This is a genomic window from Actinopolyspora alba (genome assembly GCF_900112765.1).
In the GTDB taxonomy this organism is placed as follows: domain Bacteria; phylum Actinomycetota; class Actinomycetes; order Mycobacteriales; family Pseudonocardiaceae; genus Actinopolyspora; species Actinopolyspora alba.
Window position 1 is genome coordinate 126,040 of sequence record NZ_FOMZ01000008.1, and the last position, 26,606, is coordinate 152,645.

General features: G+C 68.7%; 26 protein-coding genes. 13 read left to right on the top strand and 13 right to left on the bottom strand.

Annotated elements, in window-relative coordinates; translation table 11 throughout:
* Positions 1 to 10: 10 nt before the first annotated feature.
* Complete coding sequence (locus tag BM150_RS13580) at positions 11 to 817, bottom strand: TrmH family RNA methyltransferase (protein WP_092927631.1); 807 nt, start codon at positions 815 to 817, stop codon at positions 11 to 13.
* 211 nt (positions 818 to 1,028) lie between these two features.
* Between BM150_RS13580 and BM150_RS13585 the strand changes: the two genes are divergently transcribed.
* The 3 genes from BM150_RS13585 to BM150_RS13595 all read left to right on the top strand — a co-directional run bounded on the left by BM150_RS13585 (position 1,029) and on the right by BM150_RS13595 (position 4,874).
* The gene (locus BM150_RS13585; RefSeq protein WP_092927632.1) at positions 1,029 to 2,351 is read left to right on the top strand and encodes a multidrug effflux MFS transporter; all 1,323 of its coding nucleotides are present in this window, start codon (positions 1,029 to 1,031) and stop codon (positions 2,349 to 2,351) included.
* Between the two features lie 311 nt (positions 2,352 to 2,662).
* Positions 2,663 to 4,093, top strand: a complete 1,431-nt coding sequence (locus tag BM150_RS13590; protein ID WP_425427420.1) for a glutamate-cysteine ligase family protein — start codon at positions 2,663 to 2,665, stop codon at positions 4,091 to 4,093.
* Positions 4,094 to 4,244: 151 nt separating this feature from the next.
* Positions 4,245 to 4,874 (top strand): superoxide dismutase, encoded by a 630-nt coding sequence (locus tag BM150_RS13595; protein ID WP_092927634.1) that lies wholly within the window; start codon positions 4,245 to 4,247, stop codon positions 4,872 to 4,874.
* Positions 4,875 to 5,528: 654 nt separating this feature from the next.
* On the opposite strand, the gene BM150_RS13600 is transcribed toward BM150_RS13595, so the two are convergent.
* Together BM150_RS13600 and BM150_RS13605 are read right to left on the bottom strand one after the other, a co-directional pair.
* A complete protein-coding gene (locus BM150_RS13600) occupies positions 5,529 to 6,860 on the bottom strand; it encodes an MFS transporter (protein ID WP_092927635.1) in 1,332 nt (443 codons plus the stop codon).
* A gap of 249 nt (positions 6,861 to 7,109) precedes the next feature.
* Positions 7,110 to 7,538 carry a MarR family winged helix-turn-helix transcriptional regulator gene (locus tag BM150_RS13605; protein ID WP_092927636.1) on the bottom strand — a complete coding sequence of 143 codons (429 nt, stop codon included), beginning with the start codon at positions 7,536 to 7,538 and terminating at the stop codon, positions 7,110 to 7,112.
* Positions 7,539 to 7,736: 198 nt separating this feature from the next.
* On the opposite strand from BM150_RS13605, the gene BM150_RS13610 reads away from it, so the two are divergent.
* Positions 7,737 to 8,039, top strand: a complete 303-nt coding sequence (locus tag BM150_RS13610; protein ID WP_245755485.1) for a DUF2530 domain-containing protein — start codon at positions 7,737 to 7,739, stop codon at positions 8,037 to 8,039.
* A 227-nt stretch (positions 8,040 to 8,266) separates the two neighbouring features.
* On the opposite strand, the gene BM150_RS13615 is transcribed toward BM150_RS13610, so the two are convergent.
* Positions 8,267 to 11,302: a sacsin N-terminal ATP-binding-like domain-containing protein gene (locus BM150_RS13615; protein ID WP_245755486.1), complete on the bottom strand. Its 3,036-nt coding sequence runs from the start codon at positions 11,300 to 11,302 to the stop codon at positions 8,267 to 8,269.
* Positions 11,303 to 11,724: 422 nt separating this feature from the next.
* On the opposite strand from BM150_RS13615, the gene BM150_RS13625 reads away from it, so the two are divergent.
* Positions 11,725 to 12,105: a cupin domain-containing protein gene (locus tag BM150_RS13625; RefSeq protein WP_092927638.1), complete on the top strand. Its 381-nt coding sequence runs from the start codon at positions 11,725 to 11,727 to the stop codon at positions 12,103 to 12,105.
* Between the two features lie 183 nt (positions 12,106 to 12,288).
* Here the strand turns inward: BM150_RS13625 and BM150_RS13630 are convergent, their stop codons facing one another.
* Positions 12,289 to 13,140 carry a DUF3027 domain-containing protein gene (locus BM150_RS13630; protein WP_092927639.1) on the bottom strand — a complete coding sequence of 284 codons (852 nt, stop codon included), beginning with the start codon at positions 13,138 to 13,140 and terminating at the stop codon, positions 12,289 to 12,291.
* 204 nt (positions 13,141 to 13,344) lie between these two features.
* Between BM150_RS13630 and BM150_RS13635 the strand changes: the two genes are divergently transcribed.
* Together BM150_RS13635 and BM150_RS13640 are read left to right on the top strand one after the other, a co-directional pair.
* Positions 13,345 to 14,133: a glutaminyl-peptide cyclotransferase gene (locus tag BM150_RS13635; protein ID WP_092927784.1), complete on the top strand. Its 789-nt coding sequence runs from the start codon at positions 13,345 to 13,347 to the stop codon at positions 14,131 to 14,133.
* Positions 14,134 to 14,255: 122 nt separating this feature from the next.
* Positions 14,256 to 14,750, top strand: a complete 495-nt coding sequence (locus tag BM150_RS13640; protein WP_092927785.1) for a DUF2771 family protein — start codon at positions 14,256 to 14,258, stop codon at positions 14,748 to 14,750.
* Between the two features lie 75 nt (positions 14,751 to 14,825).
* Here BM150_RS13640 and BM150_RS25095 read toward each other — a convergent pair whose 3' ends face one another.
* Entirely contained in the window at positions 14,826 to 15,221 is a 396-nt protein-coding gene (locus BM150_RS25095) for a cold shock domain-containing protein (protein ID WP_092628913.1), read from the bottom strand.
* A 451-nt stretch (positions 15,222 to 15,672) separates the two neighbouring features.
* Between BM150_RS25095 and BM150_RS13650 the strand changes: the two genes are divergently transcribed.
* The 3 genes from BM150_RS13650 (at position 15,673) to BM150_RS13660 (ending at position 17,794) form a co-directional block, all read left to right on the top strand.
* Positions 15,673 to 15,891, top strand: coding sequence for a hypothetical protein (locus BM150_RS13650; RefSeq protein WP_092927640.1), 219 nt, complete (start codon positions 15,673 to 15,675; stop codon positions 15,889 to 15,891).
* A gap of 54 nt (positions 15,892 to 15,945) precedes the next feature.
* Entirely contained in the window at positions 15,946 to 16,938 is a 993-nt protein-coding gene (locus BM150_RS13655; RefSeq protein WP_092927641.1) for a R2-like ligand-binding oxidase, read from the top strand.
* Between the two features lie 175 nt (positions 16,939 to 17,113).
* Positions 17,114 to 17,794 carry an MmpS family transport accessory protein gene (locus tag BM150_RS13660; protein ID WP_092927642.1) on the top strand — a complete coding sequence of 227 codons (681 nt, stop codon included), beginning with the start codon at positions 17,114 to 17,116 and terminating at the stop codon, positions 17,792 to 17,794.
* 128 nt (positions 17,795 to 17,922) lie between these two features.
* Here BM150_RS13660 and BM150_RS24145 read toward each other — a convergent pair whose 3' ends face one another.
* On the bottom strand, positions 17,923 to 18,072 hold the full coding sequence (locus BM150_RS24145) for a hypothetical protein (protein WP_175496816.1): 150 nt from the start codon (positions 18,070 to 18,072) through the stop codon (positions 17,923 to 17,925).
* Positions 18,073 to 18,275: 203 nt separating this feature from the next.
* Here BM150_RS24145 and BM150_RS24150 point away from each other — a divergent pair, with 203 nt between their 5' ends.
* Complete coding sequence (locus tag BM150_RS24150) at positions 18,276 to 18,659, top strand: DUF6247 family protein (protein ID WP_092927643.1); 384 nt, start codon at positions 18,276 to 18,278, stop codon at positions 18,657 to 18,659.
* Between the two features lie 438 nt (positions 18,660 to 19,097).
* Here the strand turns inward: BM150_RS24150 and BM150_RS13670 are convergent, their stop codons facing one another.
* Positions 19,098 to 20,750, bottom strand: a complete 1,653-nt coding sequence (locus tag BM150_RS13670) for an AMP-binding protein (protein WP_092927644.1) — start codon at positions 20,748 to 20,750, stop codon at positions 19,098 to 19,100.
* Between the two features lie 144 nt (positions 20,751 to 20,894).
* Here BM150_RS13670 and BM150_RS13675 point away from each other — a divergent pair, with 144 nt between their 5' ends.
* Together BM150_RS13675 and BM150_RS13680 are read left to right on the top strand one after the other, a co-directional pair.
* Positions 20,895 to 21,677, top strand: a complete 783-nt coding sequence (locus BM150_RS13675) for a PhzF family phenazine biosynthesis protein (RefSeq protein WP_092927786.1) — start codon at positions 20,895 to 20,897, stop codon at positions 21,675 to 21,677.
* 127 nt (positions 21,678 to 21,804) lie between these two features.
* Positions 21,805 to 22,206: a YccF domain-containing protein gene (locus BM150_RS13680; protein ID WP_092927645.1), complete on the top strand. Its 402-nt coding sequence runs from the start codon at positions 21,805 to 21,807 to the stop codon at positions 22,204 to 22,206.
* A gap of 275 nt (positions 22,207 to 22,481) precedes the next feature.
* Here BM150_RS13680 and BM150_RS13685 read toward each other — a convergent pair whose 3' ends face one another.
* The 5 genes from BM150_RS13685 to BM150_RS13705 form a co-directional block, all read right to left on the bottom strand.
* A complete protein-coding gene (locus BM150_RS13685; protein WP_175496830.1) occupies positions 22,482 to 23,243 on the bottom strand; it encodes an HAD-IIA family hydrolase in 762 nt (253 codons plus the stop codon).
* Between the two features lie 37 nt (positions 23,244 to 23,280).
* Positions 23,281 to 24,417, bottom strand: a complete 1,137-nt coding sequence (locus BM150_RS13690) for a sulfate/molybdate ABC transporter ATP-binding protein (protein WP_092927787.1) — start codon at positions 24,415 to 24,417, stop codon at positions 23,281 to 23,283.
* 73 nt (positions 24,418 to 24,490) lie between these two features.
* Positions 24,491 to 25,270 carry an ABC transporter permease gene (locus BM150_RS13695; protein WP_092927647.1) on the bottom strand — a complete coding sequence of 260 codons (780 nt, stop codon included), beginning with the start codon at positions 25,268 to 25,270 and terminating at the stop codon, positions 24,491 to 24,493.
* 62 nt (positions 25,271 to 25,332) lie between these two features.
* Positions 25,333 to 26,097 carry a molybdate ABC transporter substrate-binding protein gene (gene modA / locus BM150_RS13700; protein WP_092927648.1) on the bottom strand — a complete coding sequence of 255 codons (765 nt, stop codon included), beginning with the start codon at positions 26,095 to 26,097 and terminating at the stop codon, positions 25,333 to 25,335.
* The gene (locus BM150_RS13705; protein WP_092927649.1) at positions 26,094 to 26,498 is read right to left on the bottom strand and encodes a TOBE domain-containing protein; all 405 of its coding nucleotides are present in this window, start codon (positions 26,496 to 26,498) and stop codon (positions 26,094 to 26,096) included. Before BM150_RS13705 ends, modA begins: the two co-directional genes overlap by 4 nt.
* Between the last annotated feature and the right edge of the window lie 108 nt (positions 26,499 to 26,606).

Here is a 26,606-nt window from a genome sequence, read left to right on the forward strand (position 1 = left end):
CGCGGCGGCCTCACGAGTCGGAGCGCATGGCGTGGAACACGATCGCGGCCGAGGCCGCGACGTTCAGCGAATCCACCTCACGAGACATCGGAATGCCGACGGTGAGATCGGACGAGCGCAGTGCCTCCTCACTCAGCCCGGGCCCCTCCGAACCCATCAGCACGGCCACCTTGCCCTCGGAGAGACCCGCTCGTCCCACCGGAACGGCATCGGGGCGGGGAGCCAGCGCGGCCACCCGGAAACCGTTGGCACCCAGACGCTCCAGGTCGCCGGGCCAGTCCGTGAGTCTGGCGAACGGCACACGCAGCACGTGCCCCATCGAGACCCGGACGCTGCGGCGATAGAGCGGATCGGAACAGCCGCGTCCCAGCAGCACCCCGTCGAGGCCGAGCCCGGCGGCGTTGCGGAACATCGCTCCGAGGTTCTCGTGATCGACGACCCCTTCGAGCACGGCCAGCTTGCTGGAACGGCGAATCAGCTCGGCCGGATCGGGTTCGGGAGCGCGGTCCGCCACGGCGAGAACTCCGCGGTTGAGGTGAAAGCCCACGATCCCGGCCAGCGTGTCCGGCTCGACGATGTAGGCGGGGACGTCGAGCTCGCGCAGCAGCGGTTCGAGGGTGTTTATCCGTTTGCGTTCACCGAGCAGTCCCCGGATGGGGTAGGGCGAGGCGAGCAGCCGCTCCACCACCAGCCTGCCCTCGCCGATCACGAGTCCGCGCCCACCGGGGCGATCGGGACGACGATCGGCGGTAGTCAGATCGCGGAAGTCGTCGACCGCGGGGTCCTCCGCATCGGTTACTTCGATCAGCCTGGCCACACTTCGTATCCTCGCATCAGGGGATGTGACCTTCGACGACGACCGTGTTCGTGGCCGTTGTGTTCGTGGCCGGTGCCGGTCGACCTCGCCACGGTGGGAACGAGGTCCGTGACCGAACTCACTTAGCGATGCGAACGAGATGGGCATAACCAGCCGACTTCACACGTTCGTGGTTGACGGGTGTGAGTTCCCTATCACGGAAGGCCGGCCCATGAGTGACCCGCGACCGAGTGACGCTCCACCGAGCGGCGCCGGGCAGGAGAACAGCCACCGCGACGGAGAAACGCACCACCCCGAGATCGCTGCCGCGTCCGGCACCGACGACTCCGGGCCGCGCCGCAAGGCGAAGTTCGCCCTCATCCTCGGGGGACTGACCGCGTTCGGTCCGTTGACCATCGACATGTACGTACCCGCCCTGCCGGAGCTGACCAGGGAGCTGGGTGCCACCTCCGCGCAGGGACAACTCACGCTGACCGCCGTGCTGCTCGGGCTGGCCTTCGGGCAACTGGTCGCGGGAACGCTCAGCGACTCGGTCGGCAGGCGCAAACCGCTGCTGGTCGGGCTGGGTGTGTACTTCGCCACCTCCGTGCTGTGCGCGCTTTCCGGGGACGTGTACGCACTGACCGCGTTGCGCTTCCTGCAGGGGTTCGGCGCGGCCGCGGGAATGGTCATCGCCCGCGCCTCGGTGCGCGACCTCTACTCCGGAGTGGAGGCTTCCCGGTTCTTCTCGTCACTGATGCTGGTCACCGGCCTGGCCCCCATTCTGGCGCCGGTCATCGGCGGGCAGGTGCTCAACTTCACCACCTGGCGCGGGGTGTTCGTGGTGCTGGCGTCCTTCTCGGTGGTGCTGTTCCTGGTGACGGTACTGGCACTCCCGGAGACCAAACCGAGGCGATGGCGCCAACCGCTGCGACCCGGTTCCACCGCGCGCATCTTCGGCGGACTGCTGAGCAGCCCCTCGTTCCTGGGAAACGCACTGGCGGCGGGACTGGCCATGGCCGCGATGTTCGCCTACATCAGCGGTTCCTCGTACGTGCTGCAGGACATCTACGGACTCTCCCCGCAGGCGTACAGCCTCGCGTTCGGCAGCAACGCCCTGGGCCTGGTCGCGGGCGGACAGATCAACGCACGGCTCGTCGGCAGGATCGCCACCGAGTCCCAGCTGCTGCTCTGCGCGCTGAGCGCGGCAGCGGTGGCCGGGTTGCTGCTGGTGGTCACCGTGTCCGCGGGACTGCCACTGCCGTTCCTGCTCGTCGCGCTGTTCGTTATGATCTCCAGCCTCGGCTTCGTGATGCCCAACACGACGATGCTCGTGCTCGCCGAACGCCAGGAGGTCTCCGGAAGCGCCTCGGCACTGCTCGGAGTCCTGCAATTCGTGGTGGGGGCGTTGGCGGCCCCGCTGGTGGGGCTCGGCGGAGTCGGATCGGCGCTGCCCATGGCACTGGTGATGTTCGGCGTGGTACTCGCCTCGCTGACGGTCCACCTGACCCTGGGCAGGCGGAGCACGGGGGCGGCGGCACCCGCCACGGGCTGAACGGCCACAGCGTTGAACGGCCGCGGTCCGGCGCTCGCTCCGACGAGGGCACTCGCTTCGAACCCCGAGCACGTGTGAACACCACCCGTGAACACACAGCGTCTCCACGCCTCTCCCTCGTTCGTCAGATCGTGCCACCATTTTGGCCGCTGGCATGGGCGGTCACCGGTGTGCCACTGTGAAATCCGGCGCTGACCAGCACGGAAGCTGCCGATGTGCACACCGTTGGATCGGGGTGACGCGGCGTGGGAAAGCAGAACGTAATCAGTCGGGCGTTCAGACCGGGCGATCGGCAGCGATACCGGGACAAGATGCAGCGCGGTCTGGACGCGCTGGCCCGGATGCTGGCTGAGGGCAACTTCTCCTTCCCCCACCAGCAGATGGGGCTGGAGATGGAGCTGAGCTTGGTGGACGAGGGGATGAACCCCTCGATGTCCAACGCAGAAGTACTGGAGAAGATCGACGACCCCTCGTACACGACCGAGCTGGGACAACACAACCTGGAGCTCAACGTCCGCCCGCGAGCGCTGGCAGGCCAGGGAGCCCTCGAACTGGAGGACGAGCTGCGCGCCTCGCTGTCGAACGCCGACAGCAAGGCGCAGGACATCGGGGCCAAACTCGTCATGATCGGAACGCTGCCGACGCTGCGGAGCTCCCACTTCGATCCGCGTTGGCTGTCGCACCCCGCGCGCTACGGTCTGCTCAACCAGCAGATCTGCGCGGCACGCGGCGAGGAGATACTGCTGCACATGTCGGGCACCCCGCTCGGCGACCAGGAGCAGGAGCGGTTGCGCTCGCACGCGGAGTCGATCCTGCCCTCCTCCGCCTGCACTTCGGCACAGCTGCACCTGCAGGTCGCTCCGGAGGACTTCGCCGCGCACTGGAACGCGGCGCAGTGCCTGGCCGGGGTGCAGGTGGCCGTCGGGGCGAACTCACCGTTCCTGCTGGGCAAGGCGCTCTGGCAGGAGACGCGTGTTCCGCTTTTCCAACAGGCCACCGACAGCAGGCCCGAGGAGCTGAAGAACCAGGGGGTACGCCCCCGCGTGTGGTTCGGGGACCGCTGGATCACCTCCATCTTCGACCTGTTCGAGGAGAACGTGCGCTACTTCCCCTCGCTGATGCCGGAACCGGAGGAAGAGGACCCGGTGGCCGCGTTGAACTCCGGACGCGCCCCGACGCTTTCGGAACTGCGGCTGCACAACGGCACGATCTGGCGTTGGAACCGCCCGGTGTACGACCTCGTGGACGGGGTTCCGCACCTGCGGGTGGAGAACCGGGTGCTACCCGCGGGACCGACGGTGTCCGACATGCTGGCCAACGCCGCGTTCTTCTACGGCGCGCAGCGCGCACTGGCCGAACAGGACAGGCCGCTGTGGACACAGATGTCGTTCGCCGCGGCGGAGGAGAACTTCTACAGCGGGGCCCGTTACGGGATGAACGCCCGACTGTACTGGCCCGGCATGGGATGGGTTCCCGCCGACGAGCTGGTGCTGCGCAAGCTGCTCCCGATGGCGCACGAGGGCCTGGAGGCGTGCGGGGTCTCGGCAGTGGCCAGGCAACACCACCTCGGTGTGCTGGAACAGCGCTGCAAGGCCCGGCAGACCGGCGCCGACTGGCAACGCGAGACGGTGATGCGGCTGCAGCGCAGCCGTGACCGACAGCCCGCTCTGGTGGAGATGTTGCGCCGCTACATCGAACTGGGTGACAGCGGCGAGCCGGCACACACCTGGCCGGTGGAATGAGTTCACACCGGTGGGGGCCGGGAGCGGGCCGGGCCCCACCGGGCTCCGCCTCGTACTACCCACCCGAGTCGAGCGCGCCGAAACTGTTGCTAGTAGTTTGCAACTGCGACAGACTTGCTACCGAAACCCCATTGCGAAAGGGAGACGGTCAATGGCGCAGTACGTGCTGCCCGAGTTGGACTACGACTACTCGGCGCTCGAACCCGCGATCGCCGGTGAGATCAACGAGTTGCACCACAGCAAACACCACGCGGCTTACGTCAAAGGGGCCAACGACACGATCGAGAAGATCGCCGAGGCCCGGGAGAAGGGCGACTTCTCGTCGATCGTCGGGTTGGAGACCACGCTGGCGTTCAACCTCGCGGGTCACTCGCTGCACCTCGTGTGGTGGAAGATCCTGAGCCCGGACGGCGGCGACAAGCCGACCGGCGAGCTCGCGGCGGCCATCGACCAGGACTTCGGTTCCTTCGACAACTTCCGTGCCCAGATGGAGGCCGTCTCCACCACGATCCAGGGCAACGGATGGGGCGTGCTCGCGTGGGACCCGGTCGGACAGCGACTGATCACGCAGCAGCTGCGCGATCACCACTCCAACCTGTCGATCGCCACCACCCCGCTGCTGGTGTTCGACATCTGGGAACACGCCTACTACCTGCAGTACAAGAACGTGAAGGCCGACTACGTCAAGCAGCTCTGGAACGTGGTCAACTGGGACGAGGTATCCCGGCGGTTCGCCGACGCGCGGGCCGGCTACAACGGGCTGCGACTGCCGCGGTCCTGAACCGCCTCGCCCGGACCGGCCCGCCCGAGGCGGGCGTTTCCGCACAAGGCTGGCGTGCGAAGGACTCGCGGATCTGAGCGCGCGTCCCCCGGCTCCGGCAGTGAATGCTCCGACAAGCCGAACTGCCGGAACTCGGGTTTCCCTCCCCGGGGAGGGAAACCCGAGTTTTTCTCTGCCTGGGGACGGAGCGCTCCGCTGCCACGGCTCCGTGGCGGGAGTTCGCCACCGCGTCGAAGCTGTCCGGCGATTTCGTGGGAAATTTACGCACTCGGCGCCGCATCGCCGCATTGGCGCGGCGATTTCGCGAGAATTTGACGGAGCCGGGGCCATACCGCCGTGCTGGGGCGTCAATTTCTCGCGAAATTTCCGCCACTGAGACCGCCGTCGGGAAGTGACCACGAACGAGGCATCGGGATCGTCCCCGGTGCGTGAGCCGGATGCGTCGCGAGGCCGGGCCGCTCGCCGCGTAGGCCGCTACTCAAGAACCGGCCCAACACGGCAAGGCGACGACTCACGTGCCGGCTACGCGATCGCCCAACCAGGGCACCCCACACTCACACGCCAATGAGAAAGCCCCGGCCTCGCGGGCCGGGGCTTTCTCGGTCCCCGAACTGACTGCCGCTCCCACCACGAAGCGACATCATTTAGGTTAGCCTAACCTGCTTCTCGCGGCAACCCCGCCGAGCCGCTCTCCCGTTCCGAACTCCGCGCCAACACGATGGCACCCACCAGGCTCGCCAGCACCACGCCGATGCCGCCGAGCAACAACGGCGCCCTGCCGTTGAAGATCTCCGCCAACCAACCGGAGAGCAGCCCGCCGACCGGCCTGCCACCGAGGAACAGCATCATGTACAGCCCCATGACCCTGCCCCTCATCTCCGGGTGCACGGAAAGCTGCACCGTGGAGTTGGCCGCCGTGGTACAGGTCATCACGGCGATCCCGACGGGGATCAGCGCCACCGCGAAACTGCGGTAGGAGGGCATCAGCGAAGCCGCCGCCTCGAGGGCGCCGAACGCGGCGGCACCACCGAAGACCAGCCGCAACCGGGGCCTACCACCGGCCCGACGCGCCGCCAGCGAGGCGCCGCTGAGCGTGCCCACCGCCAGTGCGGTGATCAGCAAGCCGTATCCGGCGGCATCCCGGTCGAACACGTTGCGCGCGATCACCGCGAAGGCGTTCTCGAAGTTCATCCCGAACGTGCTCACGCAGCAGACCAGCGCCAGAACCACGATCAGCCGCGGACTCCGCGACACGTAACGCAGTCCCGCCAGGAGCCTGCCGCTCTCCTCCGTGGCTCCCGATGTCCGGTGCAACCGGCTCGGATCCATCAGCAACAGGCCGAGCACCACGGCGCCCGTGCTCAACCCGTTGATCAAGAAGACCGGCCCCGTACCGATCAGGGTTATCAGCACACCGGCGATCGCGGGACCGACGATGCGGGCGAGGTTGAAGGTCATCGAATTGAGGGCGACCGCGTTGGGCAGCTCTCGGGCCCCGACCATCTCGACCACGAAGGACTGCCGCACCGGGGCGTCGACGGCCGAGAAGCACCCCAACCCCAGGGCCAGCGCGTAGACGTGCCAGAGTTCGACCACACCTCCGACGTCGAGCAGCCCCAGTGCCACGCCGCACAACCCCATTCCGCTCTGCACCGCGATCAGCAGTCGACGCTTGTCGACCCGGTCGGCGATGACTCCGGCGTAGAGGGTGAACAACAGGGTCGGCAGGAACTGCAACGCGACCGCCACTCCCAGTGCGGCCGGCGACCCGTCGGAGAGTTCGAGTACGAGCCAGTCCTGCGCGGCGCGCTGCATCCAGGTACCGGTCAGCGAGACGACCTGCCCGGAGGCGTAGTAGCGGTAGTTGCGTTCCCGCAGCGAACGAAACATCCCGCCGCGCGCCCGCCCGCCAGTGGATTCATCCGACGCGGATGACCGGCTGTTCCGTTCCGGCCTGTCGGACTCCTGCTGGGCGGGTTTGGACATCTGCTGCGGTCAACCGTTCGGTTCGTCGGGGGCATCGCTCGCTGGTCGGGGCGCTCCGCGCCGCCCCACCGGGGGCTCGGTCGACGGAGCCTCCCGCAGGATCGCTCGCCGCGGCGGGCACACCGAGTGCGGACTACGACGGGACGAGCACCGTCCACGGGAGCGAGCGCGGGTGACCGCGGCGCCGGTCGTGTCGGCGCCGGGCAGGCCGAGAACTCCGCTCCGCGGGCAACCACGGCGGGGTAGGCGTCATCGGGCCATCCGCTCGAGGATGCGCGCCGCGCTGGAGAGCGTGTCGCGCTCCTGGTCCGTGAGTTCCGCCAGACGCAGATCGAGCCACTGCTCCCGCACGGAGACCTCCTGCTCCATGCGCTGGTTGCCCGCCTCGGTCAGCTCCACGATGGCCTGACGACCGTCGGTGGGGTGCTGACGTCGGTACACGAGACCGAGATCCTCCAGCGCGGCGATGACCCTGGTCATAGAGGGAGGCCGCACCCCCTCTTGGGCGGCCAGCTCCCTGGGTGCCAGCGGCCCGTTCCGCCACAGGCAGGCCAGCGCCGACATCTGGGAGAGCGTCACACTGGATTCGGTCTGCGCGCGCAACCGGCGGTTCAGGCGAACGATGGCGATGCGCAGTCTGCTCGCCAGAGTGCGCTCGCGTTCAGCCGTTTCAGACACCTCGTTAGTCTAGCAAAATAACGGACAATTCCGCCGCGACGCGGCAGTCACAGGACGGCACGGGTAGGCTGACGACTCCCGTACCGCGCACCCCGTCGGTCGTGTCGCGCCCCTCGACTCGTGGACCGAGCACGGACGCGAACTCCCGGCGAAAGCGTCTCGCCCCGAACGAATCCCGATCGAAGGGAGAGGACGACCGTGGCAGCGGACGACAACGACGCTCCCACCGGACCGCCACAGATGCGCCCGGTCCCTCCGCTGCCGGCCAAACTCGCCGGTCCGACTCCGGTCGTGGTCACCGGCACGCTGTGCTGGCTGGTGGCCGCCGTGGTGTTCGGCATGCTCGGCTGGACGAGCTCGGGGGTCGACGTACGGTTCTGGACCTGTGTGACCGGTGGTGCGCTGGGAGTGCTCGGCTACTGTGTCTTTCGCTGGCAGCGTTCGGCATCACGGCGCGGGTCCCGCGGTTCCTGGCAGGGACTCGCCGGACTCGACGGCTGACATCTCAACAGAACTTTGTCGACCAGGCTTTCGCCGCTCTCACTTGGCGGAACCTCTGGCACGGCTCTCGCTGCGGGGAGGCCCGACATCGGGTAGCGACGCTGCTTAACCGCATGGTCGCTTCCCGACGGCGGCCTCGGGAGCGGAAATTTCGCGAGAAATCGACGCCGCCCCGAAGGTGAGCCGCTCCGCAACCGAGCGGCGGCAAACCACACCGGGCGGGCACCTCAGCGGAGCAGCGTGGTGGCGTCCGGGTCGGCCAGCAGCGCCGCCAGGGTGAACCGGTCCTGCCAACGATCGACCGCCCAGGCCAGCGCCCGGGCCAACCCGTCCGAGCTCCGCTCGCTGTAGATCGCACCGGCGTTGTCGACCCACCAGTGCACCCGGTGCTCCCCTTCCGAGGTACGCACCCGCAGGCCGTCCCTCAGTTCGACCTCGCCGTGGGGCACGGATATCCCGAGCAGTTCGCAGGCGCCCGGTACCCTGGCCACGTCCTGCCAGGACTGCGTGACGCCCTGCCCGAGTATCTCGACCACACCCTGCTCGGAAGCCAGCGGCAGATCGAGCAGCTCGGCGAGCGACTCGGCGTCGAACTCGTGCGAGTTCCCGCCGGCCACCACCAGAGCCGGTTCGAAGACCCCCAGCAACCACGGCTCGTCCAACACCACCGCGCGATCGGCGGAGACCACCGCCGAGCTGACCGACCGCACCGCTCGCGGCGGGTCGACATCGCCCGGATCGAGCCGGTCGCAGGCCACCGCCTCTGCCAACGCGCGGTGGGCACCCAGCGTCAGTCCCGCGCGCACCCCGCGCTCCGGGTCGGCGAGTCGCGTCACCAGCTCGGCGGCGTCCGCGGTGTCGTGCACCGTCAGTTCGGCGCGTACCCCCACGAGCCGCAGGGTTCGTTCGTCCACACCGACATCGGGCACCGGGTCGTAGAGCCCCGCGAGCTGCTCGGCGTTCGCGAGCCGCCATTGCCTGGGGGAACGCCCGCCCAGCACGGCGAACCGGGCTATCCACCAGGGGGTGTAGCCGTCGGGCTCGCGCAGGGCGCGGGCGGTTTCGGGGTCGGCGGTGAGCAGCCGCAGCGCCGCGGGCCAGGCGTCCTCGGCGACCAGATCCAGGTCCCGCACTCCGACGAACCGGTGGGGCGGCCACTCGTCACCGCGCAGGCGTTCCAACTCTCGCCACCAGACCTCCGCGTCGGCCACTCCCTCGTGGGGCGAGGTGGGTTCCTCCTCGACCAGCACGGCGAACGAGTCCAGCACCCCGACGGAACGAAGCCGCTCGGCCGAGCACCGCTCGACCACGTGACCCGCGACGGTCTGCAACGGCGCGTCGGGACCGACGGCGTGCGGATCGAGCACTTCCAGCAGCGCCGCGTCCGGCAACAGCAGCTCGTCGGCGCGGCGCACCTCACCGTCGGAGTCCGGCAACGCCAACGCACCCAGCCAGTCGCGATGGCCCGTCTCACCTACCAGCCGAAGCACCGGTTCGGCCAGCCGCATGGGATCGGCTCCGGCTCGGGCGTCGGCCACGCTGTTGTGCACCGCCTCGACCAGGGCGGGCGCGTCCAGCAGTTCGGAAGCCCCCGCGTGGTGCGCGCCGAGACGTTCCAGCAGCGGATGCACCGCCTCGGCCGCCGCGATCCGCAGCCCGGTGACGTCCAGTTCGGCCAGTGCCGCCACGGCTTCCTCCGCACCGTCGCCGGGCAGCAGCAGATCCCGCACTCCGGTCACGGTTCGGCCGTCGGCCAGCGGAACCGGCAGCGCGGTGAGCTCCTCGCGGGCCGTGCGGTCGGCACGCTCGATCGGCAGCAGCGCCTCGTACAACCGCCGCCACCACGCCGCCGGCCTGTCGAGCCCGGTCACGGCTTCGACGACCTCGGCCGCTCCCATGCGGTGCACTCCCAGGGAACGCAGCGCGGTGGCGTGCGGGGACTCCGAGAGGTCCGCCCCGAGCAGGCCCGGCACCACTTCGGCGAGCAGTTCGACCAGTTCGGGGGCGAACGGGTCCAACACGGTCGCGCGGTGGGGCGCGATCATCGAACCGTCGGCGGCGGGCAACCACTCGGCCTCGGTCAGCCGCTCGACGACGTCGCGGCGCAACCGTTCGTCGGTGTCCGACAGCGGAAATCCGGGTTCCGGGACCAGCGCGGACCGTTCGAGCGGTTCCAACCGCGACAGCAGCAGCGGGTAGGCAGCGGCGGCCCGTTCCAGCACCACCCTCGTGGCGGGTGACTCCGATACCCGCCTGCGGTCCGGTTCCACGGGTACACCCGCCAACAACCGGGCGGGCAGCGAGAGCCGTTCCTCGGTGGGGGTGGGTGCGTGCAGCACGTCGCCGCGCGAGGGCAGCACGGTACCGTCACCGGCCAGCTCCACCGCCCAGCAGATCCACCAACGCGAGTGCTCGCGCTGCTCCACCCCTATGCCGCTGAGCGTGGACTCCGGCCACTCCCCGGTCGCGCGTTCGACCAGCCATTGCCGGGTGGTTTCGGGGGTGTGCACCACGACCCTGTCGTCGGTGGAATCCGTGCGGGACCAGTGCCGGTCGCCGATGTCGACGTGATGCAGGGCGGGCAGCGCCAGCAGCAGGTCCACCACCTGCTCCGCCATGTCGTCCAGCAGTTTCTCGCCATCGATGTCGGAGCGCAGTGGCAGCACGACTTCGGTGTCGAACCCTTCGGGGGGCCGCTCGTCGGTCGGCCAACCGAGCCGCAGGACCGGCACCTGACCGCCGCGGGAGGCCAGTTCCGTCACGGCGGCGGGTGTCTCCGAACTCGACTCGGCCAGCGCCGCCACCTCGTCACGGGTCCGGGCGGCCGAGAACTCCACACCACCGGCGGCCGTGGCCAGCCTGGGTGCGTCGGTTACGGCCAGGACCGCCGCGAAGCCCACACCGAACCTGCCGACGGACGGCTCGGCGCGTTTGGGCGAGGCGCGCAACGCCGTCAGTCCCGATACGCCCGTCCCGTCGAGCGGCTCCCCGGTGTTGGCCACCCTGAGCTCACCGTCGGCGAGCCGGACCGACAACCGTCCGGTCGTCCCGGCCGCGCGTGCCGCGTCCGAGGCGTTCTGGGCGAGTTCGACCAGCAGCCGGTCCCGGTAGCCGCCCAGCCGGAGGTCCTCCTCCGCGTTGGCGTCCTCCCGGAACCGGGTGGGCGAGCCGCGCCAGGCATCCAGCACGGCGGCGCGCAACGCCGCCGTGCCGAACGGATCGGACGAGTCGTCCGTGGCCACGTTGTCCGCTGAATCGCTCAACTTCGTCCTCTTGAACAGGCCGCTTTGCCGGGCTTTTCCCGGGGTGTCACTGTATCCTGCGAGGACACCCGCTCACCGGACGGCGATCAGGGGCTCGGACGAGGCCACCGCGACGAGCGGCTGCGCCGAGCACGTTCGACGAGCACCACGATCGAACCGGCACGAGCGGAGTGACCGGTCCGCACGGCGGTTCGGGACGGCGGCGACGGCTTCCGCACGACCTCGCCGAGGCGCTCACCGGACGGAACCACCGCGAGCCGACGCCGCTGGGACGAATCGGAGCGTCCCACGTCGAGGCGGGGCGTCACCGCCGCAGCACGCGCGGGAGAGGCGGCCAGGAGCGAAAGGCCGGTTCGGCACCCGGTGCACGGACGTCATCCGGACGTCGATCCGACCGGAGAACATCAGTCAGGGGGAAGATCATGCAATCACTGGTATCGATGTCGTTCGCGGACCCCACCGAGATCCGCGAGTTCCCGCACGGCAGGCTGGAGCTGTTCGACCTGCACGGTTCCGCCGTCGGGAGGTTCGTGCTCGAACCCGGCTGGCACTGGTCGCGGGACGTGGGACCGCTGGCTGGTACCGAGTCCTGTCAGCAACGCCATGTGGCCTACCTGCTCAGCGGGAACCTGCACGTGGCCATGAACGACGGCTCCTACGGCGTGGTCAAGGCGGGCGAGGTGGTTCACATCGAACCGGGTCACGACGCCTGGACCGTGGGTGAGGACACCGTCACGATCCTGGACTTCGCCGATGTCGCCACCTACGCCGTGGATACGGCGGCGCTGCGAGCGGCGCACTGACTCGCCGAAGCCCTCGCCGGAGTTACCGGAGGTCGCCCACCGGTGGAACGAGCGCGCCGCCCCGGGAACCGGGACGACGCGCCGTTCTGGTGCGTTCCGCAGCCGTTCGGCGGCCGAGCCCGCGACGGGCACCCATCGGTGCCCGAGCGATTCACTTCCGGTAACGCTCCACCGGATCGGCTCTCACTTCGCGTCCCGGGACTCGAAGTCGAGGGACGTGTCGTCGTAGACCACCTCCGCCACCGGAATGGTGGAGGAAGTGTCCACTTCGCCCTCGGAATGAGCTCCGCAGCCGAACTCGACGTGTACGACGCGCCCGTCGGCGGGCGAGACCGAGTTGGCACACACCCCGAAAGCCGCTCGCATCGATCCGGCCAGTGGTAGGAGGAAGCCGCAACTACCGCAAGGTCCGGGTGCCAGCCGGGCGGTCTCGCTGTCGGGGCCGAACTCACCGGACTCCCAGCGCTCGGCCGCTTCGAGTCGTCCCTCTCTGCTGAGCACCCGTTGCCTGCCGCCACCCACCTCGTAGGCGAGTTCCGTCACCGGATCGTCGTCACCCGGCAACGTGCCCTCCGCGAGCCTGGGATCGTCCTGCCCGCTGGGCAGCAGATCCCCCGCCCCCAGGTCCCCGGGGCGGATCCGTTCGCTCCACGGCAACCACTCCGGAGCCACCAGTGCCTCCGGACCGGGCAGTAACACCACCTCGCTGACCGTCACCGGGTCGTCGGGGCCTGAGGTGGCCACGGTCACCGCCCAGCGCCAGCCGACGTAGCCCCGATACGTCGTCTCGAAGTAGTGCGTGGCAGCGTGCTCGGACTCGTGCTCGACACCGACGTGCTCCCCGACGGCTTCCCCGTTCGTCTCCATGACGAGGACCGGCGAGCCGGTGGGGTCGGTGCCGATCACGGCCTCCTCCTCGGCGGCGGAACGCGCGGTCTCCACCGCCCCGGCGAGTTTCGGATCGGGTCGCCGCTCGCCCCCGGCAGCGGTGCTTGGCGCGGACGCCGTCTCGACGTCGCTGATCGGAGCAGGCATAGGCGTCACACTTCCGATTGTGCCGCACGTGTTTTGCGGTGTATCCGGGCGTGCCACGCTTTCGGGGTGCGAATTCGGCAGCGGCGGACTCGAATCGGACCTCACCGACGGTTCCCCCTCAGCGGGAGGGGAATCCGCACCGGAGGACGCCGGAGTCGAACCGGGAGGCTGCTGCTGGTATGCCTCGTTCCGCTGGTGATCCTGATGATCTCTCGATGCGGAACGCCGCACCAACCAGAACAGCACGGCTACCAGGGCCGCGATGAGAGCGAACAGGGCTTGTGGCACGAAGGCAGCGTGCCACACCTGCGTGCCGATGTGATCCACGTTCTGCCACATGATCCGTCCTTGTTCACCCAGGGTCTGGAAATTGACTCGGGAACACTCTACGAAAGCACCGGTAAACGTGGTGAATCGGTTCTGCGGGCGAAAAGCTTGACAACCGGGCGCGAGTCGGCCCGGGTCCGGCTGCCGGACCGGTTCTTCGGCGAGGGCATCACCCTGACGGATGACCGCGTTTGGCAGCTGACCTGGAAGTCCGGAACGGCGATACTGCGCGACAGCGACGATCTCGGTGAGATCCGTCGCGTCGATTACCGAGGAGAGGGATGGGGCCTGTGCTCCTTCGCGGACAGACTGGTGATGAGCGACGGCACGGACGAGCTGACCTTCCGTGATCCGGAATCGTTCGCCGAACGCGGCAGCGTGTCGGTGCGGCTGGGCGGCGAGCCGGTGACGGAGCTGAACGAACTGGAGTGCGTGGACGGCTCGGTGTGGGCCAACGTCTGGCGCACGGACAGGATTGTGCGCATCGACCCGAACACCGGCCGGGTGACCGCTGTGGTGGACGCGAGCGGCCTGCTCAACGCCGAGCAGGCCGAACGGGCCGGGGTGCTCAACGGGATAGCCGCCACGGATGAGCCGGGGCGGTTCCTGCTCACCGGGAAGAACTGGCCGAAGATGTTCCGGGTGCGCTTCGTGCCGGCGGAGTGATCGCGCGTGCCGGGTCCTCGGTCCGGGGGCGGCGAACGGCGGATCGCGGTGCGCGGCGGGACCGAGACGCACGGCGGGACCGGGCCGGGCGGGCCGCGCCACGGGGTCGTAAGGTCAGCGGCGTGCGCCGAGGACTGACAGCACTGCTCATGCTGGCCCCCCTGTTACTGGCGGGCTGTTCCGTACCGGACGAACCGGGCGTGACGTTCTACTCGCACGGCGAGTCCGTACGCGTCCCGCCGGTGCAGTACTGCGAACGCCTCGCCAGGCAGTGCGGCGAGCCGGCCCCGGAAGCCGCCGGTGAACTGCCGATGCCCGCGGGCTATCCGCTGCAGATCTCGGTTCCCGACGAGGTCGCGTCCGCGCCGTGGCAGGTGGTGTTCACCTACCTGAGTGACTCCGGTGAGCGGCTGCGAGGCCGCAGCGGCGTGATGAGCGGCGAGGACGAGCAACACGCGTACACTCTTCAGCTGCCCGAGGACGGGGCACGGCTGGACCAGGTGGAGGTGCAGCGGTACGGCACGGTGAGTGTCAACCAGACCGGTCAGCTGCAGTTCGTCATCGGCGGAACCTGGGTGGTGGGTAACTCACGAGAGCAGGAGCCGGTGACGAGCTGAGCGCGATGCCGGGCCCGTCGCCTCACCGTGACCGTCTCGCATCGGACACCGTTCGGACGCGGGGCGGCGTGAGCTTCAGGAGCCGCCCGGATCGAGTTCGCGAGCCACGGCACGCACGACCCCACCGACCCGCTTGGCCACCTTTTTGTCCGGGTAACGCCCCTTGTCGAGCTCGGGCAGCACACTGGCTTCGAGAAGCTTGATCATGTCGTCGACCATGCCGTGCAACTCGTCGGCAGGGCGTCGACGGGCTTCCACCACCGATGGGGGCGGATCGAGCAGTTGCACCCGGAGCGCCTGGGGACCACGGCGGCCCTGGGCCAGGTCGAAGTCGACCCGTTGTCCCGTCTTGAGCGCCTCAACCCCGGACGGCAGCGCGGAGGCCCGCACGTACACGTCCTCCCCACCGTCCTGGGTCACGAAGCCGAAGCCCTTGTTCGCGTCGTACCACTTGACCCTGCCGGTCGGCACAGTCCTCACCGTTCCCTGTCAGATACGTGTTCCCGGCCATGCGGCACTGGTACCGCGCGGTTCCGGGAAACGTTGCTACCTACATTCGATTGTTGCCACTAAGCGTCGGCGCCGATCGGAAACTGCTCCGGCACGACGAACGCGCCCCGGACACGCCACCCCCTAACGGCCACTGCGAGCCTGTTGCGGCGATTGCGTTCCAGGACGCGTCGATTTCAAGCGTACCTGGCCCCGGGCGCACAACAACGCCACAGGCTGCGTTGCGCCCGATCGAAAATCCCGCCCCGTGATGTTCCCCGACACTCCGCGTGGCCGAAATCAGTGGGCAGTCCCGGCACGGAACCATCCCTCGGACGGCTCAGCCCTCGGACGGCTCAGCTCAGTCGCTCGGGGCCACCCGTCGCTCGGGGACCCGGCGAGGGCGGGCGAGGAGCTTCAATAGGCTGGTCACATGACAGCACCCGCACGCGACGTCGTGATACCGGTGGCAGTGGGGATGTTCTGCGCCGGACTGGCCGTCATCCTGGTGATCTTCGGACTCTGGGCCGCAGGCTACGGTGACCTGCCCTGGTGGCTCAACGCGTGCGCGATGCTGTGTCCGCTGGGCCTGGGGATCGCGCTGGTCTCGCTGTTGGTGCGGGGCACACGGAAAACCTTGACGCGGAACTGACGCGTATCGAAAATACTCGGTGTTGCCCTCGTCACAACCCGTGAAGGTGAAACCATGAGCAGCACCGCACCCGACCGAAGCCCGGCACAGCGCACCGACTTCCACTCGCTGCGCGCGGGCGGCGTCAACTGGGACGCGTTACCGCTGCGGCTGTTCGACAAGGGCAACGCGAAGTTCTGGAACCCGGCCGAGATCGACTTCAGTCGCGACGCCGCCGACTTCCGGGAGCTCACCGAGCAGGAGCAGCAGGGGGTCGCACTGCTCTGCGCCCAGTTCATCGCGGGTGAGGAGGCGGTCACCGAGGACCTGCAGCCGTTCATCTCGGCGATGGGCACCGAGGGACGGTTCGCCGACGAGATCTACCTCACGCAGTTCGCCTTCGAGGAAAGCAAGCACACCCTGGGGTTCAGGCTCTGGCTGGACGCCGTCGGCCTGACCGATGACCTGCACCCGTACGTGGCGGAGAATCCGGGTTACCGTGCGATCTTCTACGAGGCCCTGCCCGAGTCGCTGAACACGCTGCATCGGGACCCGAGCCCGGCCAACCAGGTGCGCGCCTCGGTGACCTACAACCACATCGTCGAGGGAACACTGGCACTGACCGGCTACTACGCGTGGAACAAGATATGCCGGGAGCGCGACATCCTGCCCGGCATGCGGGAACTGATTCGTCGGATCGGCGACGACGAACGCCGCCACATGGCCTGGGGAACGTTCACCTGTCGCCGACACGTGGCCGCGGACGAGCGCAACTGGGAACTCGTGCAACAGCGGATGGACGAACTGCTGCCCCACGCGGTCGAGCAGATCCAGTGGCGGCCCGACTGGGCCGGCGATCAGGAACCGTTCGGCCTCGACCTCGACGAGCTCTCCGCGTACGCCTCCGACCGGGCGGGCAGGCGACTGGGCGCGATCTCGGCGGCGCGGGGTGCCGACGTGGCGAGCATCGACGTGGACGCCGCCCCGGAACGGCTGGAGGAGCAGTTCGGCGAAGAGGACGCCGCGGAGCTGGAGCGGATCGACCGGGGTGGGACGAACGGTTCGTGAGTCCAGCCCGAGTCCGAGCCGGGGCATAGATTTCCCGCGAAATCGCCGGTCCGACGTCCGGAACCGGTCGTGGCCGTTTCGTTACCGCCGCTCCCGAAACGATTTCGCTCCCGATCGCGATGTCGCGGACAGCGTGCGCGGCACGCTGTCCGTAATCGACAGAGAGGTTGCACAGATGTATCAGCAGCCGGGACAGGCTGCCCCGAAGAACGGCATGGGGATCACCGCTCTGGTGCTGGCGATAATCGGGATCCTGCTGGCGTGGATCCCGGTCATCGGTTTCTTCGGGTTCATCCTGGGGGCACTGGCGATCATCTTCGGGATCATCGGCGTGGTGCGCGGTCACAAGGGCACGGCCACCAACCTGGTGATGAGCTACATAGGGCTGGCACTGGGAGTGGTCGCGTTCATCGTTTCGATCGTCGTCTTCGTGAGCTTCACCAACGCGGTCAACGATCAACTCGACGAGATGAACAGCGGCCCGGGAGAGACCCCTCAGGAGCAGTCGGCGCCCGCGCCGAGCGCGAGCTCCGACGGGCAGGGACAGTCCTCCGGCGACGGTCAGGACGCCGCCGGCTCGGGCAAGGTGATCTACGAGGTCACGGGCTCGGGAGGCGCGAGCTCGATCACCTACGGCAAGGGCACCCAGACGAGCCAGCAGACCAACGCCGAACTGCCCTGGAGCAAGGAGACCGGGAAAGCCGACAGCGTGCAGTTCTACTCGCTGTCCGCGCAGAACGGGCAGAGCGGCGGCGACATCACCTGCAAGATCACCGTCGACGGCGAGGTCCTGGCCGAGAACACCAGCAACGGTCAGCACGCGGTGGTCACCTGCAACGGCAACACCGGATTCTGAGCGAGGCCATCGGATCGCGCTGACCACCGACGGGAGGAGCCGATCCTGTGCCCCCGGGTGTCCTTCGACCGGTCGAAGGACACCCGGGGCAACCGCTCCCGGGAGCGCCGAAACGACCCGCCGGTCCGTCAATTTCTCGCGAAATCGCCGGTGGTCCGTTCTTTTACCACACCCACGGCGGCGGAATGATCATCGGCGACCGCTTCGTCGGAGTGGAAACCGTTCTCGACCGGGTCGAAGAACCGGACCGCTCCGGGAGCCACGGTTGTCTCGATCAACCGTCCGAAGTGTGTGGTGCTCGCCGCTCGGGACGCGTGACTTCGCCGGATTTCGTAGCTCGTTCGTCTGACAGAGCGCGCGGGTCGTGGACCGCGGCTCGACGCCACGGCACTCTGGTTGGCGGTACAGGAGCGTTGCCGTCCGCTCGTCTTCCCGTCGCGAGCGGAGTACCTGCTGGGCGGTTTCCGGTGAGGGAGAAAGCGTGGTCGACAGCAGCGATTGGAAGATCCGGGGCAACGTGCACCGCGATGCCAAGGTCTTCCGGGAGGTCCTCGAAGGCGAGGACCGCACAGCGTTCGAACGGGAATTCCGGGGCGCGCTGTGGGAAGTCGCCCAGGACTTCGACACCTCCCACACCGACGAAGTCCTCCTTCGCTGGTGGGGAAGCGCCGTGAACGCGGCCCAACCGATCACCGACGAAGAGCGGGACGCCATCGAACGCGCCGAACGCGGCGACTTCTCCAAGGTCTGGCAACACGACACGGACGGCACGTCGTGGCAACGAGACGAGAACGGCGTTCTCTGGCGCAGGGACGAGCACGGCGTCCACCGGGAAATCGATTCGGGACTGCGGGTGGACGGCTGATGGCGAAGTACCGAGTCATCTGGAGCGATGTCCCGCTCGACGCGTATAACAAACTATCCGCTGATCGACGCAAGAAAGTTGACCAACTCAACTCGCGGTTGGCGAGCGACCCGAAGTCGATCAGCCGGTACAACGAGGGGACAGATCAGTGGACGACCACCGCGGACAACGGACTGATACTCGTCACGTTCATCCGCAGTGACGCTGTCCTGCAGGTGAACGTGCTGCGAGCACAAGACATCCGAGCAAGCGGTGAAGCGGTTCCCGGAAGACGGAGAAGAGCCCGGCCCGGCGGTTTCCACGGGTTCGCCCCGGAGACCGAGCTGCCCCCGTGCGCGAGACCCGCACCCGGTGGGTGCGCCGCATCCTGGCAGGGTGCCCCGGCGCACCGGCACGTTGCCCGCACCGGTAACCACCGGGGCCACCCCTCCCATCGGTTCACCCGATCCCGAGCATCTCCTTCGCCCGCTCCCGCATCTCCACCTTGCGCACCTTGCCGGTGACCGTCATCGGGAACTCGTCGACCACCCGCACGTAACGCGGAATCTTGTAGTGGGCGAGCTCGCCGTGGCAGAACTCCCGCAGCGCTTCGGGGGTGAGTTCCTCCGCGCCCTCCCGCAACCGGACCCAGGCCATCAGCTCCTCGCCGTAGCGCTCGTCCGGCACTCCGATCACCTGGGCGTCCAGGATGTCCGGATGCGTGTACAGGAACTCCTCCACCTCGCGGGGATAGATGTTCTCGCCACCCCGGATGATCATGTCCTTGATGCGGCCGGTGACGCTGATGTAGCCGTACTCGTCCATTACGGCCAGATCGCCGGTGTGCATCCAGCGTGCGGAGTCGATCACCTCGGCGGTCTTGTCCGGCTCGTTCCAGTAGCCGAGCATCACCGAGTACCCGCGCGTGCACAACTCCCCCGATTCGCCGCACGGCACGGTCAGCCCGGTGTCCGGATCGACGATCTTCACCTCCAGGTGCGGCCCCACCCTGCCCACGGTCGACACCCGCCGTCGCAGCGAGTCGTCGGCCCTGGTCTGCACCGACACCGGCGAGGTCTCCGTCATCCCGTAGCAGATGGCGACCTCGCCCATCCCCATCCGCTCGATGACCTGCTTCATCACCTCCACCGGACAGGGCGAGCCCGCCATGATGCCGGTGCGCAGCGAGGACAGGTCGTAATCCGCGAAGTCGGGCAGATCCAGCTCGGCGATGAACATCGTCGGCACGCCGTACAACGATGTGCAGCGCTCGGCCCGCACAGCACCGAGCGCCGAGGCCGCGTCGAACCCCTCGGAAGGGATGATCATGGCGGCACCGTGGCTGGTGCAGGCCAGATTGCCCATCACCATCCCGAAGCAGTGGTAAAAGGGCGGGACGATCGCCACCCGGTCCCGCTCGGTGTAGCCGCACAGCTCACCGACGAAGAAACCGTTGTTGAGGATGTTGTGGTGCGACAGCGTCGCACCCTTGGGGAAACCGGTCGTTCCGGAGGTGTACTGGATGTTGATCGGGTCGTCGGCGGACAGCTCATCCTCGGCACGACGCAGCCGCGCGGGGTCGAGCGGATACCGGAACAGCTCGTCCCATTCCGGACTTCCGAGGAAGACCACCCGCTCCAGCTCGGGGCAGCTCGGGCGAACCCGCCCGACCATGTCCACGTAGTCGGAAGTCTTGAACCGTTCCGCCGAGATCAGCGTGCGAACCCCGGCCTGGCCGAGCACGTACTCCAGCTCGTGCACCCGGTAGGACGGGTTGATGTTGACCAGGATCGCGCCGATCCGCGCGGTGGCGTACTGCACCAGTGTCCACTCGGCGCGGTTCGGCGCCCAGATGCCGACCCGGTCCCCCTTGACCAGCCCGGTCTCCAGCAGACCGATGGCGAGCGCGTCCACCTCGGCGACGAACTCGCGGTAGGTCCAGCGGCGTCCGGTGGCGAACTCGACCATCGCGTCCCGCTCCGGGAACCGCTCCGCGGTGTGCAGCAGGTTGGCACCGATGGTCTCGCCGATGAGCGGGACGTCGGAGGTCCCCGAGGAATAGCTGGGGCTGGTGGTCGGAACAGCGAGCTCCGCGCGGTCGGTGTGCGACACGGCTACCTCCGTTACGCCGTTCAGGGCAGTGGAACCGCATGATTGCGCACTGTCGCGACGGCGTCGAGGGTTCACGGGGTTTCGGTGCCGAGTACGTCGAAAAACCCGGCCGACGAACTCCTACTGGGTACTAGAATGTCGATCATGCGGAGCTACCTCGTCGACTCCTTCACCGACACTCCCTTCAGCGGCAATCCGGCGGCGGTAGTGCTGCTCGACGAACCCGCCGATCCGGCCTGGATGCGGGCGGTGGCGGCCGAGTTCAACCAGAGCGAGACCGCGTTCGTGGTCACCGGGGTCGACGAGCACGCGGCGAAGCCGCTGCGCTGGTTCAGCCCCACCACCGAAGTGGACCTCTGCGGGCACGCCACGCTGGCCACCGCCCACGTGCTCGGCGGTTCGCAGCGGTTCGACACCCGCAGCGGTGAGCTGACCTGCACCGCTACCGACGACGGCACAGTGGAGATGGACTTTCCGCTGCGACCGAACGAACCCGTCGAGGACCTCTCCGTCGTGGCCGCGCTCGGCGACATCGCCCCCGAGCGGGTGATCGCCGTGGCCCGCAGCGACACCGATCTGCTGGTTCACCTCGACGACGCGGGACTGGTGCGCGAGCTGCGCCCCGACCTCTCGGAAGTACCGCGAATCGCCGAGCGCGGCGTGATCGTCACCGCCACGAGCGACCGACCGGAGGTGGACTTCGTCAGCAGGTTCTTCGCTCCCGCCGTGGGCATTCCCGAGGATCCGGTGACCGGATCGGCGCACTGCTCGTTGGCCCCCTGGTGGGCGGGACGACTGGGACGCACGGAGCTGGTGGGTGAGCAGGCATCGGCACGTGGCGGAACGGTGCGGGCCAGGCTGGAAGGCCGACGGGTGGTGCTGGGAGGCCGTGCGGTGACCGTGCTGGCGGGAACGCTCGCGGCGTAACGACACGTCGGGCGGCGCGGCGGAAGGCTCTACGGCGGTGCGAATCGGCCGCGAAACCGGAACTTCTCCGAAAAACTGGGGGATTCTCCCCGAACCTGCCCGCACCGGGAGCTGGCATCGTGGTGTCATGCGACTGCTTCTCAACATCGTCTGGCTGGTGCTCAGCGGCTTCTGGATGGCCCTCGGCTACGTCTTCGCCGGGATACTGCTGTGCGTGACGATCATCGGCATCCCGTTCGGCATCGCCTCGTTCCGGATGGCGAACTTCGCGCTGTGGCCCTTCGGTCGGCGACTGGTCGACGAACGCGGTTCGGGGGCGTTCTCGGCGATCGGCAACGTGCTGTGGATCATCCTGGCAGGCTGGTGGCTGGCGCTGGGACACATCACCACGGGGGTGGCGATGTGCCTGACGATCATCGGGATCCCGCTGGGGATCGCCAGCTTCAAGCTCGTTCCCGTCTCGCTGGTGCCGTTCGGCAAACGAATCGTGGACACCGACGACGCCCACGCGCTGGTGCCGCGTCGGTGACGGTCGGTACGGCGCACGCTCGGCTCCCGGTCGAGCCACCGCGAGCAGGCAGTCGCTTCGCGGTTCCGAGGGCCCGGAGACGTCGAGTGAGCACGATCGGCGCGGCAGCGCCGACACCCGCCCCCGGTGTTCGGCACCGCCGCGTCCTCCCCTCGGGCGCTGTCGTGCGGACTCCGGCGTGACGAGCGGGTGCCCGCTCTGGCTCGTGCCGCGTACGACCGCCCGGGCGGAAGGCGCCGTTCCGAGGCACCCGGTCGAGGAGGAACGGTCCCCGATCAGTCGAAGGGGTTGGCCACTCGCCCGGCCAGGTCCGCCACGGAGTCGATGACCTTGGTGGGACGGTACGGGAAGTGCTCGGCGGTGTCGCGGTCCGAGATTCCGGACAGCACCAGGATCGTCTGCAACCCCGACTCCAGTCCGGAGCGGACGTCGGTGTCCATCCGGTCACCGATCATCAGGGTGTTCTCCGAGTGGGCCTTGAGCTCCCGCAGCGCCGAACGCATCATCAGCGGGTTCGGCTTGCCGATGTAGTAGGGCTCGCGCCCGGTCACCCGCTCGATGAGCGCGGCGACCGCTCCCGTGGCGGGCAGCGTTCCCTCCCGGCTGGGTCCCTTCTCGTCCGGGTTGGTCGCGATGAACCGGGCACCGCCCTCGACGAGCCGGATGGCCTTGGTGATCGCCTCGAAGCTGTAGGTGCGGGTCTCGCCGAGCACCACGTAGTCGGGCTCGCGGTCGGTGAGCACGTAGCCGATGTCGTGCAGCGCCGTGGTCAGTCCGGACTCGCCCACCACGTAGGCGGAGCCACCGGGGCGCTGCTGGTCCAGGAACTGCGCGGTGGCCAGCGCGGAGGTCCAGATCGACGACTCCGGTACGTCCAACCCGCTGCGTTGCAGCCGCGCCCGCAGGTCTCGCCTGGTGTAGACGGAGTTGTTGGTGAACACCATGAAGGGGAGTCCGTGTTCGTGCAGGTCGGCGAGGAACTCGTTCGCACCGGGAACCATGTGTTCCTCGTGCACCAGCACGCCGTCCATGTCCATCAGGTAGGTCCAGGGGGATATCTCAGTCACCCCTCGATCATCCACCGGAAACCGGGTGTATGGCCACTTCCGTGGCCTTGACCGCGAAAAAAACCTCGTCTCCGATCCGCAGCCCCAGCTCGGCGACGGCAGCGGGAGTGATGTCGGCGGCCAGCGCGGCCTCCGAGTCGGGCGAGTCGGTCTCGCCGCGAAGCCTGATCGCGTCGCCACGGGGTTCCATACCGACCACCCGTACCGGGATCGCGTTGCGCGGGCTCCCCTCGGGCGCGTGGGGATGCACCGCCACCGCCGTCGGTGGGAACACGGCGGCGGCGGGTTCTCCGGGAGTGGTCGGTTCGACCACGCTGCCGTGGAGCGCCCTGCCCCGCGGTGTCCGTACGGTCTCGCCGGTTGCGGTGCCGGTGATCAGGTTGAGACCGGCGATACGCGCGGTGAACGCGGTCCTGGGGCGGGACAGCACTCGATGGGTGCTGCCCTGCTCGACCACGGCACCCCGGTCGAGCACCAGGACCCGGTCGGCGAGCACCACCGCGTCGAGCACGTCGTGCGTCACGAGCACGCAGGGCCGTCGCTGCTGCCCCAGCACCCGGTGCAGCAGTCCCCGCATCGCGGGAGCCGCCGCCACGTCCAACGCGGACAGCGGCTCGTCGAGCAGCAACAGCTCGGGCTCGGCGGCCAGCGCCCGTGCCAGTGCGACCCGCTGCGCCTGTCCGCCGGACAGCTCGGACGGTTCACGGTCACCGAGATCACCGGTCTCGGTTCGCCGCAGCCACTCCAGCGCGGCACGCCGTGCCGGTTTCCTGCGAACACCAGAGGCGCGTATCCCGAATGCCACGTTGTCCAGCGCCGTGAGGTGCGGGAACAGCATCGCCCGCTGGGCGAGCAGTCCGACGCCGCGGCGGTGGGTGGGGACGTCGATCCGACGTCGGGTGTCCAGCCAGGTGTGGTCCGCGAGCCGGATCCCGCCGTGTTCCGGGCGAACGGAGCCGGTCAGCGCGGTCAGCAGCGTGGACTTGCCCGCCCCGTTCGGGCCGAGCACGGCCAGCACTTCTCCGGGGGGCACTCGGCAGGCCAGTTCGAGCGTGAAATCGCCGCGCCGCAGGCGAACCTCGGCGACCAACCCGCTCTCCTCGCGGGCCTCTCCCCCGCCGGGCGGGTTCGCCGGGTAGGGCACGGTGGCGTACCCCGCGAGCTCGGAACCGTCGGTAGGGCCGGAACCGTCGGTACGATCAGGGCCGTCGATACGGTCAGGCACGTCCTTCCACCGCCTTCGGTCGGGCGACGAGGATCACCAGCAGGGCGATGACCACCAGCAGCAGCGACATCGCCACGGCAGCCTCCACGTCGGCCTGCGCTTCGGTGTAGATGGCCAGCGGCAGCGTCCGGGTGGTGCCGCGCAGGCTTCCCGCGAAGGTGATGGTGGCCCCGAACTCGCCGAGCGCGCGTGCGAAGGTCAGCACCAGGCCGGATCCCAGCGGGGGAAGCAGCATGGGCAGTGTGACGCGCCGGAAGGTCAGCCACGGCCCCGCCCCCAGGGTGGCCGAGACCCGCTCGTACTCGGTTCCCGCCGCGCGCAGCGCTCCTTCCAGGCTCACCACCAGGAACGGCATGGCGACGAAGGTCTGCGCCAGCACCACGGCGGTGGTGGTGTACGGCAGGGTCAGTCCGAACCAGTCGCGCAGCGGTCCGCCGAGGGAGCCGGTGCGGCCCAGCAGGTAGAGCAGTGCCAGCCCGCCGACCACCGGGGGCAGCACCAGTGGCAGCAGCACGCAACCGCGCACGAACCGCAGCCCGGGAAAGCGGGAACGCGCCAGCACCACGGCCAGTGGTCCGCCGAGCAGCAGCGCCAGCACGGTCGCTGCCAGTGCGGTCCGCACCGACAGCTCCAGCGCGGTCAGCGCGGTCGGGCTGGTGAGCAGCGCGGGCAACCGCCCGGGGTCGATGCGGGCGAACAGCCCGAGCACCGGCAGCACGATCAGCGCCAGCGCCAGCAGGGCGGGAAGCCGCAGCGGCAGGGGTACCCCCACCGCTCGCTCCCCGGCACGTGCGCGCCGACCGGGGAGGCGGATGCGTCGTGGCCCCGATTCGCTCACGGCGCACCGAAGCCGTACTCGCCGAGGATCCGCTGTCCCCGCTCACCGCGCACGAATTCGACGAACCGACCGGCGAGTTCCGGGTGCTCCGCCGCGGCCAGGCGGGCGATGGGGTACTCGTTGATCACCTCGTCGGAGGTCGGGAAGTCGATCGCCTCGACCTCGTCACCGGCGGAACCGGCGTCGGTGACGTAGACGAGTCCGGCGTCGGCCTCGCCCGCGACGACCTTGTGCAGCACGTCCTTGACGTCGCTCTCCTCGCTGACCGGGTTTAGCCGCACGCCGGAGGCGGACTCGACCCGTTCGGTGGCCGAACCGCACGGCACCCGCGGAGCGCAGACGACGAGCGAGGTGTCGGGGTCGGTGAGGTCGGCGAGCGACTCGACCCCCGCCGGATTGCCCGGTGGGACCACTATGGTCAGTTGGTTGGTGGCGAAGGTCTGGGGTTCACCCGCGAGCGCGTCGGCCCGGCGGACCTTGGCCATCATGTCGGTGTTCGCGGAGGCGAACACGTCACCGCCGCTGCCCTGCCTGATCTGCTCCGCCAGCAGCGAGGAGCCCTGGAAGTTGAACCGGATGTCGACGTCGGGTTCGCGCTTCGAGAACTCGTCGCCGATATCGCGGAAGGGTTCGGTCAGTGAGGCCGCTGCCAGTACCGTCAGGGTGTTCCGATCACTCGACGCGGCACCACAGCCGCTGAGCAGGGACAGCAGGACCACCAGCACCGCCGTCGGAGCCGTGCCGCGAGGTGTGCGGTTCATCGCCCACCTCCAGGGGTCTCGATTACCACGGCGGTGGACTTGACCACGGCCACCGCCAGCACTCCCGGGCGGAGCCCGAGGTCGGTCACCGCTTCGGTGCTCAACAGCGAAACCACCCGCTGGGACCCGCACTGGAGTTCGACCTGCGACATGACGGTGTCCGAGGTGACCTCGGTGACCAGCCCGACGAAGCGGTTGCGCGCGGAGCGCTCGATGCCGGAGGGGTCACGGGCGGCTCTGGCTCTGGCGCGGGCGAATTCGGCCAACGCCGAGCCCTCGACCACCAGGCGACCGGAACCGTCCGACTCGGCGGGCAGTTGCTGCGCGTCCACCCAACGTCGAACGGTGTCGTCGCTGACGCCGAGCAGTTCCGCTGCTTCGGAAACACGATATTGCGGCACGAAAAACAGGTTAAACTCGCGAATGCGGTTCGATCCAGGGCTTTTGTTCCGCTTTCACGGACTGAAGAAGTTTTCGTGTTTTTCTCCGAACCCCGCGCGGTCTAGGCC